The following is an 18,339-nucleotide window of genomic DNA, read 5'->3' on the forward strand; positions in this document are numbered from 1 at the left end:
ACTGCTGTTTACCATCCCCATCCACCAGGTCCATGTCCACCGCCTCCACCACCGGGCTGGCCACCGCCGGAAGTGCTGCCGATTTGTGTCACCATCGAACTGGCAGTAAATGTTGCCGTCTGTGTGCCACCGGAATAAGTGGCTCCCGAATATAACCCGAAGAACTCGGAACCACCGGAAACCGTTCCTCCTTTTGAGATAGTATAACTACCGCCCGAGGTCAGATTCGGACTACTGAATAATACCGTCATTTGAGAATAAGCACGGGGAATCTGATAGGTCAGTACGCTGGTTCCGTCGGCCGACTGGATATTCAGTATTTCTCCGTTACTTCCCGAACCGCCATAGATCACAGTGCGTTGCGTACATACACTTGATGTAGGTGTACTTGTTCCTCCTCCAATACCCAGAACAATCCCCCCGGTAATCTTAAAGGTATTCTGATCGCAATCGAATCCGTCTTCGGGAGAAGTAGTACCCGACGATACGATCACTCCCCCCGTAATGGTCAACGTACCATTAGAGTCAATGCCGTCATTTCCGGAACTATAACAATAAATATTGCCACCATTAAGAACAATGCTGTTACTTGCATTCATACAGTCATCGTAACAAAGCGCGGCAACCGTGCCCTCATTGACAGTCAACACACTTTTACTCTCGATACCCTCACTACCTTCCCCACCGGTAGCCTTCACAAGCACCGTTCCTCCATTGATTGTCAACGCACCGTTCGCTTTGATTCCTTTTGCCGACGAGTCGAGCTTGCCATACACACACTGCGTACCGGTAGTTATCACTTTCACCGTGCCGTCATTGATGGTAATCGAACCGTCACAGTTGATACCTTTACCGGCTCCACCTGTACTCTGTATGGCGATCTCCCCTCCTGTAATCAGGATATTTCCGTCACATTTAATTCCTGCACACGAACTCAAATCATTGTCTTCATAAAGTGCGGTTTGAGAAGTGAATGCAGTCAGCTTTCCTCCGGAGATGGTCAGGTTACCATCACAGGATATTCCTTTGGAGGCTGCTCCCGCCACTTGTGCCTGAATAGCACCGCCACTGATTACCACATCCAGACAAGATTTCAACCCATGCGCTTTATTGTCCGTTGTAGAGAGTTTGGCAAATCCTCCGGTCATCGTAATTCCTCCCTCTTCACACTGAATAGCATCGCCGTCAGAAGATATATTCAGTATTCCGCCGCCGATAATCACAGATTCATTAGTATGGATTCCGTCTTTTTTGGCCGAAGCTACCGTAATATTACACCCGCTACGGAAACGCACATAATCATCGCTTGTGATGGCATGTTTATAATTTCCGGTAACTGTGAGTGAACCGCCTCCACTGAAAATGAGCTGCCCCTCACTGAACAGACAGGCTTTCATATCCTCTCCATCAGTAGTTGCCGTATAAGAAGACCCATCTGTCAACACATTCGTTGTTTCATCCGCGCATACCACAAACACACGTTTGGAAGACTGGATATTAATGGCAGCACCTACCGGATTGAGTATAGACACCCCCGCCAGTGATAATTTGAATTTCTTTTCGCTGTATACCTTGAACGAGCCGTTCGTAGTAGTCCCGTTCAACACATACTCTACTCCGCTGACCGTAGAATTGACCACAATATGCGCCCCATTGGAAGATACTTCCACTCCGGAAACTCCATTACCTACCGTGGCAGTCGTTCCATTATAGGTAATCGTCACCACGGAGGCAAATTGGGAGTTCTCTATAAAATCATCATCGGAAGTGACCGTTTCCGACATGCTTCCATACGTCGTCCTATCACTTTCATCAAAAGCGATTGTAAATCCCAATAAGTCTTCCGATCCCTCGGGAATCGTCGGGTTGGGCTGACTGCTTCCTCCACCTCCCGAACCTTCGACCAATATTCCTTCCTGATCGCCGAAATCGAATGATTCCGTCGTACAATTCACCAACAACAGCAATAAAAGCGGTATCCAAAACAACACTATTCTTTTCATAATTTCTCGTTTTATATATTAAAACTTAAATGAATATCCTGCACCGATCACATGCCCGTTTGCCTCATCGTCGTCTGCCTTATTCTGATACAGATAATAAAAATCGAGAGCATGTTTCTTACTTAGTTTCCATTCCGTCCCCAATGTCCATCGCAACTTTTCAAAAGCACCGATCTCATTCAACGAATATGAAAGTTCACATGAAGTATAAGGCGTAAAAGCACATTTACGTATATTATATTCCACCTGAAGACGGGAACGAAGCACATTTTTTCCTTTTCCACTGATATATTCATCATTCTTCACACTCCCGTCATCACCATCGAATTTGGGGACCGACTGACTGGGACGATAAGTATATTGCCACCGTTCACGAAGGGAAAACGTGAAGCGGCGCCAGTCCACCTTTCCTGTTAATGACAAGTTTACACGATGTTTCGGCTGCCAATATTCGGGGATATAGTTTCCTTTTTTAGTGACTTCCATCGGATGGTAATAATGAATAAACGTATATCCTGCGGATGCTTTCAGCCAACGAAATATCTTATAGGAAACACCTGCCGAACCCGACCAGCGTTCCACCGTCTGCAATCCGTCTCTTGTACGGAATTCACCTTCCAGAGAAGCATCGAAACCGGAGAATATCTTTTTCTTCACTTCCGCACTGGTCCACACGCCGAAATCATCTCCCTGTGCATAACTCTTCCCTGCCATACACAACAATAACAGGCAACCAACCAGGTATCTGCCTGTATCCCAGAGTCTCTTCTTACTTTCTCTGCCTGACTTATCTTCCATTTCCTTATTCATTTTCTTTAGGTAAGCGGGTCAACGTATCAATCGTATTTATCTCATCTTTCAGCGGTTCATAGTAGATTTTCAGCATGGCTGTATCCCGTAAAAAATCGATATGTCCCACTTCCACACGAACAATGTCAAGTCCTGTCCGTTCGCGGAGATCGCGCAATAAGTCCAATTCTCTTTCGGGTTTTATCAGTTCTATCCTGTCATATTGAATCAATTTACAGGAGATATGTTTCAGCCAGCGATTGCTTTCGCAAAGCCATATACTGACAATGAAAAGCAAGTTGGTACATACCAGTTCGGCATAACTGATTTCTACGGCAAGAGCATTGATTACCGAAATGGCAATGATAACAAAAAGATAAGTCATCTCACGCACGGGCATTGACTCGGTCCGATAGCGAATGATACCGAAAATGGCAAATAAACCGAGCGCAAAACCTATTTTCAGTTTGACACTTCCCAATAAGAAAATCATCAGGAAAATGCTGATGCTTATCAGCGTAAAGGTGAAATAATAATCACGCCGTTTGCTCTTGGGGTAATAAAACAGATGAATAATGCAGGATACCACCAGTAAATTGAAGCAGAATCGCAACAACAATTCCAGGAAACCTGCGCTATCCATCAATGGTGTTTCTATTAATGTAATATCACTTAGTTCATCAAACATATTATTCAGGTTTTATATTAAATATTCATTAGTTGCTTCTTTGCTATCTTCTGTGCCATTCTCAACTTGGGTTTAAACCGATTATATTTTAAGTTGCCGGCTGTGAGTACGGTTCCCACACAATATTTACTAATTCCCGAAGGCCGCACATGCAGTTCGCGCAGTATTTCACCGATGGGTGAATAAGTTCTCCCGTCGCGCTTCAGTTCTATGATGGCAAGATTTTCCAATCTTGCTTCTGTTCCGGTTATGAGATGATGGAAATGCACACCGGTATCGATGGTCAGCCGTTCTGTCATTGCCTTATTCACCAATGTAATACGATGAAAATGATTTTCCAGTAGAAGTTTCAAGGTAGACAACTCATACCAGGCATAATTGCGAAGAAACTCTTCTCCTCCATCCTGACGCAACGAGTTTACTCCTTGCACCCGGATCCGCTTTTTATCTGTCCTCCCTTTATTATTCTTATTTTTCACTTCCAGGAAAGTCAGACCGGAAGAGACATACGTCCTTACACGGATTTTCTCACGGATCACTCTTCCGTTTTGATGAGCCAGATACATGGCGTAATCGGGAGTGTCGAGATAGGTAGTGTGATAAACTATATTCCGTTCTCCCTGCACCTCCTGCACACGATAACAGTTACTTGCCCGTTGCAATACGTCCATCAGGGCAGAGAGTGAAACGATATACTTTGTGTCGGTACGGTTCATCAAACGGATGGTACTCATCTCTTCCAAAGAAATGGAGGAGAAAGCGGAAAGTGCGGTGGTCACATTACATGTCTCGTTCATATTCATAGGGGATTAGAGTAGCAAATGTTACAATACTGTAACAAATGTATGACAGAGAAGCAGAAAAAGGAAAAAAAATCAATGAACGGGGGATTCTTATCGGTGAATCGACTGTATTACAGCAATAAACAGTTCTGTTCTATTTTTAAGATTCTATTATTCAGCAATGGCCATGAATCGAATCAAATAGAAAATAAAATGCCTAATTTAGTGCAAGAATATGCACATCACACCCCTTATTATGCATAAATAAAGGATAAACAGACCGTTTTTCATTGTATGAAAACGTCCGTTCTTTTAATGAAAGGTATCCTTGGTCGGTGAGGAACGCCTCCTTGCTCACCGACCAAGCTACCGTTCATCGGTGAGCAAGGATTTGTAGATTGAAATAAGAGTCGTTTCCAAGCTATTTCACTTCTAACTTCGCTGATTGCTGATCTGGCAAATAGCTATACATCAGAAAAAGAGAGATTCATTTATTCCGATTCTGACGTAAGATTAGTGCAAAAAGAATGATTTATCAGCAAAGTGCTACCTTTTCACATTCTTCAAACAAACATTTAAGCTCCTTTTGAATTACTGCCCTCACACCGGTTCTAATTAAAGCAGGGAAAATGTATAAAACATCCTGTTTTTATGTATAGCCCAATTTTAAGCAAACAAAGATTTATTTCTCGCGATATTCCAACGGAGTCATCTTCACCTGTTTACGGAAGTATTTATTGAAAAAGGAATGATTGTTAAAGCCCAAAGAGAATGCTATTTCTTTTACCGGCAACCGGGTGGTTTTCAGTTGTGCTTTCGCGTTCATGATAATAATCTCCGTGATGATTGCCAACGGACTGTATCCGCTTGCTCTCCGAATTGCACTAGAGAAATGCGCTGCAGTAACTCCACACTTTTCTGCATAAAATGCCACTTCATGCTCACTGGTATAATGAGCCATCAGCAGCTGTATAAACTGCCTGTACAACTCCTGCTCTCTTCTCAAAGGTTCGTCAAGCTTCCTGCCATAGCGTTTATACAGTTCTTTCGTTCCCTGTAAGAAAATAGCCAGTATGGAGCGTATTATGTCTTTATTTTCCAATGAATGTGGAAGTGTATAAGCACGAATCAGCAAAAGATATACATTTCGATACAAGCCGGCAATATCGTCTTGCAGAGAAATGACAGGGCTATTTAAGATCATAGGCATAGAGTCTAGCAGGATTTCCACATAGTTGCCGGAAAGCATAAAATCGGATGAAAAACCGGCAAAAGAAATGCGGGTATCAGACGAAACTTCGTGTATCTGAATAAACGAATTAGGAAGGACAATTACAAAATCATTCTTACGAATGACAACCTCCAACAAATTAATGGTAGCTTTCACCATCCCTTCGGTACAGAGTACAAAGACACCGGCTTTTATTTTGCATGGGAAATTACTGTAATAGTTTAAAATATCCCCAGTGATACTATCATCTGCTATAAAATCAATCGGAAGGTCAAATTTGGGAAAGGAGTCGTTTATTATCATCGTCTAGTTTTTTAGTTTATCAAAAATATCCATTCCATCCGAATTCCAAACAAAGAGTTCAAAAATGGTATCTTATATCTTACAAACAGAACATTGTTTTCTTCTTTATTAGGAGTGTTCTTTAGAAAATAACAAAGATAGAACATTGAATCCCAAGAATGGAGCTTGACGGCAGTCACCTATTCACCGTACTTTGCACTGTTTTAAATAATACATTAAAATAAAACCTAAAAGAGAATGAGAACTTTGAAAAAACTTCTTTATGTAGCTTGTACAGCTTCCCTCCTTACATCTTGCGAGGAAACCTATAATGACAAGCTATTCTGGCCGGGAGAGCTCAACCAGAAGTATGGCTCATACATCAAACCAGCCACTTTAGACCTGACCTACAGCGGAGAAAAACTTGTTGGAAAAACTGTCGATTTCAAAACAGACGACAGTGAAAAAGGAACCATCACACTGAACGACATTATTCCGGGAGAGAAAACAACTCCTATCCAAATCGATTTATGCGAACAGGGAGATTCCTATACATTCAGTGGAAAGAATATCACAATGAAAGGGGCAACGGTGACATACAGCGGAACCCTCACTCCGAAAACGATGAAACTGGATTTGAATGTAGTAATGCCACAAAGTAAATGGGGAAAAAGTTACGGTTTATCCGGCTTTACGAAAGGCAAGAAGATGATTGTCGGAACCAGTGGAGGACAATACGTATGGAAAGAATCATCGAGTGAAATATTGACCGGAGCATTCTATGTCCATCTGGACGATGTAGAATTAACCAAATCGGGCAGCACACTGTTCATGAGAATGAAACTGGTTCAGAATGCGCTTTGCTATTTCATCCCGCAACTTCTTCAATCAGTCACCTTGCAACCCGACGGTAACGTGATCGCCAATTACACTACCAGTCCGGTATATATTGGCAGTATCCCTATCAGTAACATAGATCCCGATAAAGATACGGGGACGATTGCCCTATTTGTCATCAAGTTCATGCTTGGTACATTAAAAGAGAGCGACATTACCAGTGTGCTGGCAGATCGCACATGGGCGGCTTCCCCCATCAATCTGATTACCTGGGCAGCAAACAACGGACAGATTAAGATGAACCTCAATCTGCCGGCCATCATCGGTCTGGCTACCCAGGACGGTGAGACTCCCATAGATCCGGGACTGATTTCAGGCATTACGGAAGCTCTTGCCAAGTCGAACCCTATTCAATTGAAAAAGTTGCTTGGAACTTTAAATGCCATACTCGACAATCAGTTCCTCGGCATCATTGCTAATATGGATGATGCTAGTTTCCGGCAAGTATTCTACTTGCTGACCGAGGGCATTGTCTTTAACATAATGGAAGAAGAGAACGGGCATACCAATCTTTATCTGGCCAAAGAATCGACCACGGCTTTCATTCAGTTATTACCCGGATTGCAGCCGATAGTGGAAGGATTGCTTCCGGAAAGCATGGCGAGCAATGCGACCTTCAAGAATCTACTCGGATACCTCATGGCAAATGACGAGAATGGATTGCCTTACCTATGGAATTCTGCCAATACGATTGATTTGGGACTAGGCCTTTTACCCCCGAAATAAACATCAACCACGAATATGAAAGAAATAAAGAATATGAAGAAATTATCTATACTATTTATAAGCAGCCTCATCGGAACGGCAGGTTTGATGACTTCATGTAGTGAAGACTATCCAGGACCGGACCCGGTGGACGTAACAGCGAATTACTCGAATAAATACTTGAGCAAATCCAACCTGACATTAACTTATGATGGGGATGAAATGACTGGCAAAGCAGTCGACTTCAGTACAGTGAAAGGAGAAACGGCTAATGTTACTTTTTATAATGTATTTCCCGGAGAAGAAACACTCAAACTGACTGATATACCTATTTCCGGAGATGCTAACGGTTACTCTTTTTCCGGCAACGGCACGGGAAATTTAACCGGCAGTACCTTTAATTATAGCGGACGTGTAGAAAACGGCCAGTTGACAGTGAACCTGACCAATATAAAGATGGTGAACAGCGCACAAATGGCCAACACTTATGCACTTAGCGACATCATATACGGCAGAGGAAAGGATATGATCCGCAATTCGGATACCGGCCTGTACGAATGGGGGGAATCCGATGGTAAAATGATTGCCGCACCTCTTTATGTAGACATGGATATTGAACTAAGCAGTGATGGCAGTTTCCTTTATGCGGTCATGACAGGGCTGGTGAAAGGAATGGGTGGTTATCTTCTGGCACAGCTTCTCGATAACGTCACCTTACAACCTAACGGATACATCACAGCCAATTATACAACGGATGAAATGATGCTGGGAGAGCAGAAGTTCAGTGAAATAAACATGGAAGATCCCGAATCTATGAATAAAGTCGCTACATTCGTTATGTATAAGTTATTCTTACCTTATCCGATGGGAGGTTTCCAGCAACAGGATATTATCAATGCCACGGAGGGGGTAAACCGGATTTATGCTCCATCTCCCAAAGGACTGGCCTACTGGTATATGAAGAACGATCATTTCTATCTGAAACTGGATCTTCCGGCAATTATCATTCAAGTCATGAAATCGCAGGGGAAAAGTATCGATCAGAATCTGATGGCTTTATTGACAGACGCTATCCTGAATTCAGATCCGGTTCAACTCAAGAATATATTAAGTACTATCAGCGGTCAACTGGATAATTCCATATTATCCATGCTGGCAGGTCTGGATAACGCCACTTTCCAAATGCTGTTCGGCTGGATAAAAGAGGGAATCCCCATGCAAATGGAGAAGAAAGACGGACACACTTATCTGTACGTAACCAAAGATGCATTGACTCCGTTCATTCCTTTCCTCCCCAGTCTGGAACCTTTGATGGCAGGTATTCCCAATTTTGGTCCGATGCTGTTCGACAGTTATATCATGCCGCTTTATAAGGGTTGGTCTACCATCACTAAACTGCATATAGGTATAGACCTTACAGTCAACAACTAATAAGAAGCACCTTTCTATAAACAAGAAAATACAAGAACAATGAAGAAAATATATATTCTAACTTTGCTACTATGCTTCATCAGCTTTGGGAACAGTTTTGCTCAAACGCTGAAAGGACATATATATGACGCTAAAACCAATGAGCCATTAGTAGGAGCAGCCGTTACGTACAAATTACAAGGTAATCAGGGAGTCGTGTCGGACATCAACGGGGCTTATGAAATCAAACTGCCCGAGGGCGGAGTCGATCTGGTCTTCAGTTATGTGGGCTACGAAGATGTGCTGATGCCTATTGTGATCGACAGACGTGAAGTAGTGACCAAAGACGTTTACATGAGAGAAAGCACCAAACTACTGGAAGAAGTAGTGGTCAGCGCCGGACGTTTTGAACAGAAACTCAGTAACGTTACCGTTTCTATGGATGTAGTGAAAGCCGGTGATATTGCCCGTCAGGCACCAACGGACATTTCTTCCACACTCCGTACATTGCCCGGCGTAGACATCGTAGACAAACAACCGTCTATACGTGGCGGCAGCGGATGGACTTACGGAGTGGGTGCACGCAGCCAGATTCTGGTGGATGGAATGAGTACGCTAAATCCCAAAACAGGAGAAATCAACTGGAACACCGTGCCTTTGGAGAATATCGAGCAGATTGAAGTTATCAAAGGAGCTTCCTCCGTACTGTACGGTTCGTCGGCTCTGAACGGTATTATCAATATCCGTACCGCACGTCCGGGATTGACTCCGAAAACACGTTTCAGCGCATACGTAGGTATCTATGGTGATGCGGAAAATGACGAATACCAATGGAGTGACAAGAGTTTCTGGAAAGAGGATAAATATTCGGTCAAACCTATTTTACGCGGAAGTCTTCTTAGTGGTGTCCGAAACCCAATTTACGAAGGATTCGATCTCTCCCACTCCCGTCGTATAGGTAATTTTGATGTCAGCGGGAGCATGAATCTTTTCACCGATGAAGGATACCGTCAGCAGGGATACAACAAGCGTTTCCGTATGGGAGGTAACCTTACCTATCATCAACCGGACATGGGAATGAAACTGTTGAACTATGGTTTCAATATTGATTTCCTTTCCAATCAATATGGAGACTTCTTTATCTGGCGTTCGCCGACAGAAGTGTACAAGCCCTCTCCTTTTACCAATATGGGACGGGAGGACAACAACTTCCATATCGATCCGTTTATCAACTACGTAAATCCGGAGAATGGTACGTCACATAAGATTAAAGGCCGTTTCTATTATAGTGCCGACAATATCGTGCGCCCCAGCCAGGGAGCATCCATCGGTGATATTCTGGGAAATATGGGAACAGATGCCCAGACTATTCAGAATATTGCAGGCGGTGATTACAGTTCGCTCTATCCGGCCTTGATCGGTATCGGTTCGGGACTTATCAACGGAAATCTGGAAGATGCCATGAATGGAGTATTTACCTCATTGGGCAATATTTTCCCGAATGCAACAACTGCCGATTATTGCGATCTGATCTCTTGGGTGATGGACAACGGGGTACCCGGTGATTTGGGCGGACTTGCGAACGGACAGTTACCGAGTGATCTGATCCCCTGGATATCCGGTATGCTCAACCCAACACGAAACACTCCGAAAACGCAGACTGACAAAAGTACGAACTACTATCTCGACTATCAATTCAACAAGAAATGGGACAGTGGTGCGCAAATCACTACGGGAGCCACTTATGAGCATGTACGTTATGATTCCGCCATCATGGACGAGGTCTATAAAAGTGATAACATAGCCGCTTTCTTCCAGTATGACCAGCGTTTCTGGGATCGCTTGAGTGTATCTGCCGGTGTACGTGCCGAATATTATCGGGTGAACAATCATCATCGTGAAGCGGAAACAAAGATCTTCGGAACCAAGGTTCCGTTCCGTCCGGTGTTCCGTGCAGGATTAAATTATCAGTTGGCCGATTACAGCTTTATCCGTGCCAGCTTCGGTCAAGGTTACCGTAATCCGTCCATCAATGAAAAATACCTGCGCAAGGATATCGGTGGAGTCGGTGTTTATCCGAATCTGGACATTAAGCCGGAAAAAGGATTTAATGCGGAATTGGGGATTAAGCAAGGATACAAAATCGGTAATTTCCAGGGATTTGTAGATGTTGCCGGATTCTATACACAGTATAAAGATATGGTTGAATTCCGGTTCGGCCTCTTCAATAATGCCGATTATACGATGATTAACAGTATCGGCGATGCTGTCCGAATGTTAACTGACGGTCAAGGTTTCGGTATTGGAGCACAGTTCCATAACGTATCGAAAGCCCAGATCTACGGAGTGGAAATCTCGACAAACGGTGTTTATAACTTTAATAAGAACACGAAGTTGTTCTATAATTTAGGATATGTATATACTGAACCACGCGATGCTGATTATCAGGAGCGCAATGCGGTAGAAGGACTTTATACCGATCCTCTTCAGATGAAAGAGAAATCGAACACAGGTAAGTATCTCAAATATCGTCCGAAGCATAGCTTCAAAGCCACGGTAGATTTCCAGTGGAAACGTATCAATCTGGGTGCCAACGTTGCCTGGAAGAGCAAAATCCTCGCTGTGGACTACCTGATGATGGATGAACGTCCGAAAACACAACTTGACCTGATGGATTATGTTCGTGGCGTTGCTTTCGGCTATTCCAAAGGAGAAAGTCTGGCGAGCTACTGGAAAAAGCACAATACGGACTATGCCACCGTTGACATGCGTCTTGGAGTAAAAGCCACGAAAGAGGTTGCTTTCCAGTTTATGGTAAACAACTTGCTGAATAAGGAATATAGCTATCGCCCGATGGCAGTTGCCGCTCCACGTACTTTTGTTGTAAAGATGGATATTACATTCTAAACTTTCCGCAAGAGTCGGAAATAGAGAAGAAAAAAACGAACGGTTTCTCACCTGTGAAAAACAGGTGGGAAACCGTTTGCTTTTTTAGAGCTCTCTTCATTCTCTTTTTACAGCCATTCTTAAAAGAAGAACAATTAATATTAAAAATAGAACACATTTATTTTCTCATTTTAAGCACTTTCGCCATACACAATTAAAAATAGAACATTAAAATAAAAAAACAGACCTTGACAATAAAGAATTGTTAGTCGAACTTTGCAAAGTTTTATTAAATACGCAATAAAAACAAAAAGCAAAATGAGAAACTTACGAAAACTATTTTATGTAGCTTGCGCGGTATTTTTCTTTACATCATGCGAAGAGACTTACAATGACAAGCTATTTTGGCCGGGAGAAATCAGTCAGGAATATGGCTCGTATATTAAACCATATACGCTAGACCTAACCTACAGTGGAGAGAAACTCGTTGGAAAAACTGTCAGTTTCAAGACAGGAGATAGTGAAACGGGAACACTGACACTGAATGATGTGATTCCCGGAGAAAAGGAAACTCCTATCAGTCATATCCAACTGTATGAGAATGAAGAGAAAGGGTATTACACTTTCAGCGGAACAAATATCACGATGGGAGGAGCTACGGTGAAATACAGCGGTAGCATTACTCCGAAAACGATGAAGCTGGATTTGAATGTGGTAATGGCTGATCCCCAAAAGCTGGTTAACAAATACGACTTCGCTCTTTATGAAATGGTTCAGGATCTTACGAATGAATTTCATCCTGTACAGTACAAAGGTGCCTGTTATTTCGATATGAAACCTAAAGAAGGGATAGGAACTGACGAAGCTTCATTAATGTATCTCTTAGGTAACCTTGCCCCGGGTATTCTTCAGACGCTCATACCTCAATTAATAAAAGATATCAAACTGGAAAAGGATGGTACTATTACAGCATATTACTCTTCAGATCCAATAAATGAAGAGTTACTGTTCTTACCTTTGAATGGCGATGAAGCAGAAGTTGTTCAAAAACAAATTCAAACCGTTATAGAAAACCGTACTTATGAGAAATCTCCTAATGGACTAGCTTATTGGGGACAAGCCAATAACAAGTTAATATTAAAACTAAATATTCCCGCAATCATTACAGAAATCATTAAGAATAGCCAGCAACAGATAGATGGTGAGCTTATCAACGGGATTACTGAAGCCATTCTCAAAACGGACCCCATTCGCCTCAAAAGTCTGCTTTCCACTCTTAATGCAATTGTGAATAATGATATATTAGGTTACTTGGTAATGGTGGACGATGCCTCTTTTACCGCTTTATTCAATTGCATCAAAAATGGTATTCCCATGAATATAACCCATACCAAAGATGGACATACCTATCTATACCTGGACTATCAGACATTAACTCCTGTCATCAACATACTATCCGGAATTAAAGTCGATTTAGGAGGACTTTCATTGGATTTGGCTATGATTGCTGAACAATGGAAACTCATGCAATTATTCAATTTAGGATTGGACTTAGTTCCATCGACCAAATAATTACCAATCACTATAAAAGAGAATGATAATGAAAAAGATTTCACTTATAATATCGCTTATATTCACGAGTGTAACAGGAATACTGACTTCTTGTAGTGAAGATTATCCAGGCCCCGATCCTGTAGACGTAACGGCCAATTATTCCAATAAATTTTCGAATCCGAATCCTACCTTGACTTTGGTATACAACGGCGAAAATATGACTGGGAAATCGGTAGATTTCAGCACAGTAAAGGGTGAGACAGCTAATCTTACTTTTTATGATATTCTTCCGGGAGAAAAGGCATTAAAGCTGACTCATATACCTCTCACAGGAGATGCAGAGGGATACTCTTTTCAAGGCAAAGGCATCGGTACTACCACCCAAAGCACCTTTAATTATGAGGGACGCGTAGTGAAAGGCAGACTTATATTAAATCTGGCTGACGTAACGATGGCAAATGCTAATTTATGGGCTAAGAACTATCGTTTCGCAGATGTAGAGCATGGAACAGGAAAGGTTATTGCAGATGAGGGAAATGGATATCAATGGGAGGAAAAAGATGACAAGATGACTTCATGTGCCATTTACTTCAGATTTCCGGAAACAGAAGAAGCCACAGAAACCAGCTACAACGGTCAAAACATGGGAAGTGTTCTGCAGGGATTATTAGGATACTTGTTGCCTTGCGTCCTGAAAGATATAACATTGGAACCGGATGGAAATATCATTGCCAATTATTCGAGAGATGCTTTTAACGAGGAAAACAAGGATTTATTTATCGGTAATGTTCTGACTGCCTTTTTAAATATGGATATAGAGGATCAGGATATGATTACGGATGCCATTAAAGATTATCAATATACGACTTCTCCCAAAGGATTGGCATACTGGTTTCAAAGGGATGGCAAGATTGTTATAAAGCTCGATCTGCCGGCAATCATTTCACAGGTTGCTTCCGGCAGTGGAAAAGTGATCGACAAAAACATCATAAGCTCCATCTCGGATGCCATCTTCAGCATGGATGCCTTAAAACTTAAGAGTCTTCTGAAAACAGTAAACAGTCAATTGCAAAATGAGATTCTAGGTTTTATCGTTAGCATGAACGATCAATCTTTTGCAACGTTCTTTGATTGGTTATCAAACGGAATACCTATGCACATCAAGATACAAAATGGTCACTCATACATTTACCTTGATAAAGAAGGAATAGCTCCGATATTAAAGCTTCTTGGAGATTTTCATCCCATAGTATTAAAAATGCTGCCAAGTTTATTACCACCGGAAATGGCCGGACTTGCCGGATTTCTCGAACCGCTAATAGATATGCTATTTATCACTTGGCCGGAATGTGCATTGCAAATTCAAAGTTTTGACTTGGGACTCGATCTCGTACCTCAAAATTAATATACTATTAAAGAATAAGAACAATGAAGAAATTATATACTCTGATAATCCTTTTATCCCTTACCGGTTTCGGAAGCAGCTTTGCCCAAACCTTGAAAGGACATATATACGACGCCAGAACCAATGAGCCATTGGCAGGCGCAGCCGTCACATACAAACTCCATGGCAATCAGGGAGCAGTGTCCAACATCAATGGAGAATATGAAATCAAACTACCCGAGGGAGGAGTCGATCTTGTATTCAGTTATGTAGGCTATGAAGATGTATTGATGCCAATTGTTATCAATAAGCGTGAAATCATCACGAAAGATGTTTATATGAAAGAAAGCACAAAGCTACTGGAAGAAGTGGTGGTTAGTGCCGGACGCTTTGAACAGAAGTTGAGTGACGTTACTGTTTCCATGGATGTGGTGAAAGCCGGAGATATTGCCCGTCAGGCACCGACAGATATTTCTTCCACACTCCGTACATTGCCCGGTGTAGACATTGTAGACAAACAGCCCTCTATGCGCGGTGGCAGCGGATGGACTTACGGTGTAGGTGCACGCAGCCAGATTCTGATAGACGGCATGAGTACCCTGAATCCAAAAACCGGTGAAATCAATTGGAACACCATACCTTTAGAAAATGTAGAACAGGTGGAAGTTATTAAAGGAGCTTCCTCCGTGTTGTACGGGTCATCAGCCTTGAACGGCATTATCAACATCCGTACTGCACGTCCGGGACTGACTCCGAAAACACGTTTCAGTGCTTATGTGGGAGTATATGGTGATGCGGAAAACGACGAATACCAATGGAGCGACAAGAGTTTCTGGAAAGATGATAAATATTCTGTTAAACCAATCTTGCGCGGAAGTCTTCTTAGCGGTATACGGAATCCTATTTACGAAGGATTCGACCTCTCCCACTCCCGTCGTATCGGCAATTTCGATGTCAGCGGAGGAATCAATCTTTTCACTGACGAAGGATACCGCCAACAGGGATACAACAAACGTTTCCGTATGGGAGGGAGCCTCACTTATCATCAGCCTGATATGGGAATGAAACTGTTGAATTATGGTTTCAATGTCGATTTCCTTTCCAATCAATATGGTGACTTCTTTATCTGGCGTTCACCAACGGAAGTGTACAAACCGTCTCCTTTCACCAACATGGGACGTGAAGAGAATAATTTCCATATCGATCCGTTCATCAACTATGTGAATCCGGAAAACGGTACGTCACATAAGATTAAAGGACGTTTCTATTACAGTGCCGATAATATCGTACGCCCTACCCAAGGAACTTCCATCACTGATATTCTGGGAAATATGGGAACTGATGCCAAAACGATACAGAATATAGCCGGTGGCGATTACAGTTCACTTTATCCTGCATTGGTAGGTATAGGTTCCGGACTTATCAACGGAAATCTGGAAGATGCCATGAACGGAGTGTTCACCTCATTAGGCAATATTTTCCCGAATGCGACGACTGCCGATTATTGCGATCTGATCTCTTGGGTAATGGACAACGGAGTGCCGAGTGACTTAGGGGGACTTACGAACGGACAGTTACCGAGTGATCTGATTCCGTGGTTATCAAATGTTATCAATCCGTCACGAAACACTCCAAAAACACAGACTGATAAGAACTTCGATTACTACCTCGACTACCAGTTCAATAAGAAATGGGAAGGCGGTGCACAAATCACTACCGGAGTAACCCTGGAACATATCCGCTATGACTCCGCTGTAATGGATGAGGTATACAAAAGTGATAATATAGCTGCTTTCTTCCAATACGATCAGCGCTTCTGGGATCGTTTGAGTGTATCTGCCGGTGTACGTGCCGAATATTATCGGGTGAATAATCATCACCGTGAAGCCGAAACTAAAATCTTCGGAACCAAAGTCCCGTTCCGTCCGGTCTTCCGTGCAGGGTTAAATTATCAGTTGGCTGATTACAGTTTTATCCGTGCCAGCTTCGGACAGGGTTACCGTAATCCGTCTATCAATGAAAAATACCTGCGCAAGGATATTGGTGGAGTTGGCGTTTATCCTAATCTGGACATCAAACCGGAGAAAGGATTTAATGCGGAATTAGGAATTAAGCAAGGATATAAAGTTGGTAATTTCCAGGGTTTTGTGGATGTTGCAGGATTCTATACACAATATAAAGACATGGTTGAATTCCAGTTCGGGCTGTTCAACAATGCCAATTACACGATGATTAATAGCATAGGCGATGCATTCCAGATGCTGACAGATGGCAAAGGGTTCGGTATCGGAGCCCAGTTCCACAATGTATCGAAAGCCCAGATTTACGGAGTAGAAATCTCAACGAACGGCGTGTATAATTTCAATAAGAACACGAAATTGTTCTATAACTTGGGATATGTATACACGGAGCCACGCGATGCTGACTATCAGGAACGTAATGCAGTAGAGGGGCTTTATACCGATCCTCTTCAGATGAAAGAGAAATCGAACACTGGTAAGTACCTTAAATATCGCCCGAAGCACAGTTTTAAAGCTACGGTAGATTTCCAGTGGAAACGTATCAATGTCGGTGCCAATGTAGCATGGAAGAGCAAAGTTCTGGCAGTTGACTATCTGATGTTGGACGAACGCGAGAAACAGCAGAAAGACCTGATGGATTATGTACGTGGCATCCTTTTCGGTTATTCAAAAGGAGAGACACTGGCTACTTACTGGAAAAAACATAATACGGACTATGCCACTGTTGACGTGCGCTTCGGAGTAAAAGCCACAAAAGAAGTAGCTTTCCAGTTTATGGTGAATAACCTGTTGAATAAAGAATACAGCTACCGCCCAATGGCAGTTGCTGCTCCACGTACTTTCGTACTGAAAATGGACGTCACTTTCTAACTAACTTTCAAGATTCACAATTACTTAAGAAACGGCTGCTCAATGCAGCCGTTTTCTTTTTTCTCCTCATCTGTCATCATTTATCTATATATTGCGTATCTTTACCCCCCGAAAACGAGAAGAAATAACCGATAAAATGAAAAAACAAATCCTACTTATTGCCATCCTGTTTTGTACGGCCTTTGCACAGGCACAAGAAGTTTTTGTAACTGCTGATTTTGTAAGCAGTTATATTTGGCGCGGTATGGATAGCGGCAATGCAAGTGTGCAGCCTTCACTCGGCCTCAACTGGAAAGGACTGACCGTTTACGCATGGGGTTCTACCGAATTTCGCGAAAAGAACAATGAAATAGATTTATCACTAGAGTACGAATACAAAAACCTGACTCTTTACGCCAATAACTATTTTACCCAGACAGAAGAGGAACCTTTTAAATACTTCAATTACAGTTCGCACTCTACCGGGCACACTTTCGAGGTAGGAGCCGGCTATATGCTTAGCGAAAAGTTCCCATTGTCAGTAAGCTGGTACACTACCTTTGCCGGAAACGATTACCGGGAAAACGGGAAACGTGCCTGGTCCAGTTACTGCGAGTTGAGTTACCCGTTCAGCGTGAAGGATGTAAATATGAATATCGAAGCAGGTTTCACTCCTTGGGAAAGTATGTACTCCGACAAATTCAATGTAGTCAATATCGGATTATCTGCAACAAAAGATATTAAAATAACGTCCAATTTCTCTTTACCCATCTTCGGAAAGCTAATAGCCAACCCTTATGAAGAGCAACTTTATTTTGTAGTTGGAATTACATTGTAGATGATTCTTACATTCAATTA

12 protein-coding genes are annotated in these 18,339 nt (G+C 42.5%); 7 read left to right on the plus strand and 5 right to left on the minus strand.

Going from position 1 to position 18,339, the window contains the following annotated elements; translation table 11 throughout:
* Window positions 1-8: 8 nt before the first annotated feature.
* From DWZ47_RS21245 to DWZ47_RS21270, 5 genes are all read right to left on the minus strand, one after another.
* Complete coding sequence (locus DWZ47_RS21245; protein WP_117514582.1) at window positions 9-2,003, minus strand: carbohydrate-binding domain-containing protein; 1,995 nt, start codon at window positions 2,001-2,003, stop codon at window positions 9-11.
* 18 nt (window positions 2,004-2,021) lie between these two features.
* The gene (locus DWZ47_RS21250) at window positions 2,022-2,801 is read right to left on the minus strand and encodes a DUF2490 domain-containing protein (protein ID WP_117514616.1); all 780 of its coding nucleotides are present in this window, start codon (window positions 2,799-2,801) and stop codon (window positions 2,022-2,024) included.
* Window positions 2,802-2,805: 4 nt separating this feature from the next.
* Window positions 2,806-3,480 carry a DUF4956 domain-containing protein gene (locus tag DWZ47_RS21255; RefSeq protein WP_004301013.1) on the minus strand — a complete coding sequence of 225 codons (675 nt, stop codon included), beginning with the start codon at window positions 3,478-3,480 and terminating at the stop codon, window positions 2,806-2,808.
* A gap of 17 nt (window positions 3,481-3,497) precedes the next feature.
* Window positions 3,498-4,277, minus strand: a complete 780-nt coding sequence (locus tag DWZ47_RS21260) for a polyphosphate polymerase domain-containing protein (protein WP_004307130.1) — start codon at window positions 4,275-4,277, stop codon at window positions 3,498-3,500.
* Window positions 4,278-4,944: 667 nt separating this feature from the next.
* Window positions 4,945-5,796, minus strand: a complete 852-nt coding sequence (locus tag DWZ47_RS21270) for a helix-turn-helix domain-containing protein (protein ID WP_004301017.1) — start codon at window positions 5,794-5,796, stop codon at window positions 4,945-4,947.
* A 237-nt stretch (window positions 5,797-6,033) separates the two neighbouring features.
* Here DWZ47_RS21270 and DWZ47_RS21275 point away from each other — a divergent pair, with 237 nt between their 5' ends.
* The 7 genes from DWZ47_RS21275 (at window position 6,034) to DWZ47_RS21305 (ending at window position 18,319) form a co-directional block, all read left to right on the plus strand.
* The gene (locus tag DWZ47_RS21275; protein WP_117514586.1) at window positions 6,034-7,398 is read left to right on the plus strand and encodes a DUF4925 domain-containing protein; all 1,365 of its coding nucleotides are present in this window, start codon (window positions 6,034-6,036) and stop codon (window positions 7,396-7,398) included.
* A 33-nt stretch (window positions 7,399-7,431) separates the two neighbouring features.
* The gene (locus tag DWZ47_RS21280; RefSeq protein ID WP_224440854.1) at window positions 7,432-8,808 is read left to right on the plus strand and encodes a DUF4925 domain-containing protein; all 1,377 of its coding nucleotides are present in this window, start codon (window positions 7,432-7,434) and stop codon (window positions 8,806-8,808) included.
* 39 nt (window positions 8,809-8,847) lie between these two features.
* A complete protein-coding gene (locus DWZ47_RS21285) occupies window positions 8,848-11,694 on the plus strand; it encodes a TonB-dependent receptor (protein WP_117514590.1) in 2,847 nt (948 codons plus the stop codon).
* 297 nt (window positions 11,695-11,991) lie between these two features.
* Window positions 11,992-13,245, plus strand: coding sequence for a DUF4925 domain-containing protein (locus DWZ47_RS21290; protein ID WP_004307134.1), 1,254 nt, complete (start codon window positions 11,992-11,994; stop codon window positions 13,243-13,245).
* Between the two features lie 28 nt (window positions 13,246-13,273).
* On the plus strand, window positions 13,274-14,632 hold the full coding sequence (locus DWZ47_RS21295) for a DUF4925 domain-containing protein (protein WP_117514592.1): 1,359 nt from the start codon (window positions 13,274-13,276) through the stop codon (window positions 14,630-14,632).
* A 23-nt stretch (window positions 14,633-14,655) separates the two neighbouring features.
* Window positions 14,656-17,502, plus strand: coding sequence for a TonB-dependent receptor (locus tag DWZ47_RS21300; protein WP_117514594.1), 2,847 nt, complete (start codon window positions 14,656-14,658; stop codon window positions 17,500-17,502).
* Window positions 17,503-17,638: 136 nt separating this feature from the next.
* Window positions 17,639-18,319, plus strand: a complete 681-nt coding sequence (locus tag DWZ47_RS21305; protein WP_004307137.1) for a hypothetical protein — start codon at window positions 17,639-17,641, stop codon at window positions 18,317-18,319.
* The last annotated feature ends 20 nt before the right edge of the window (window positions 18,320-18,339 follow it).

This window comes from Bacteroides sp. AF32-8BH (genome assembly GCF_003435205.1).
Lineage (GTDB): Bacteria > Bacteroidota > Bacteroidia > Bacteroidales > Bacteroidaceae > Bacteroides > Bacteroides ovatus.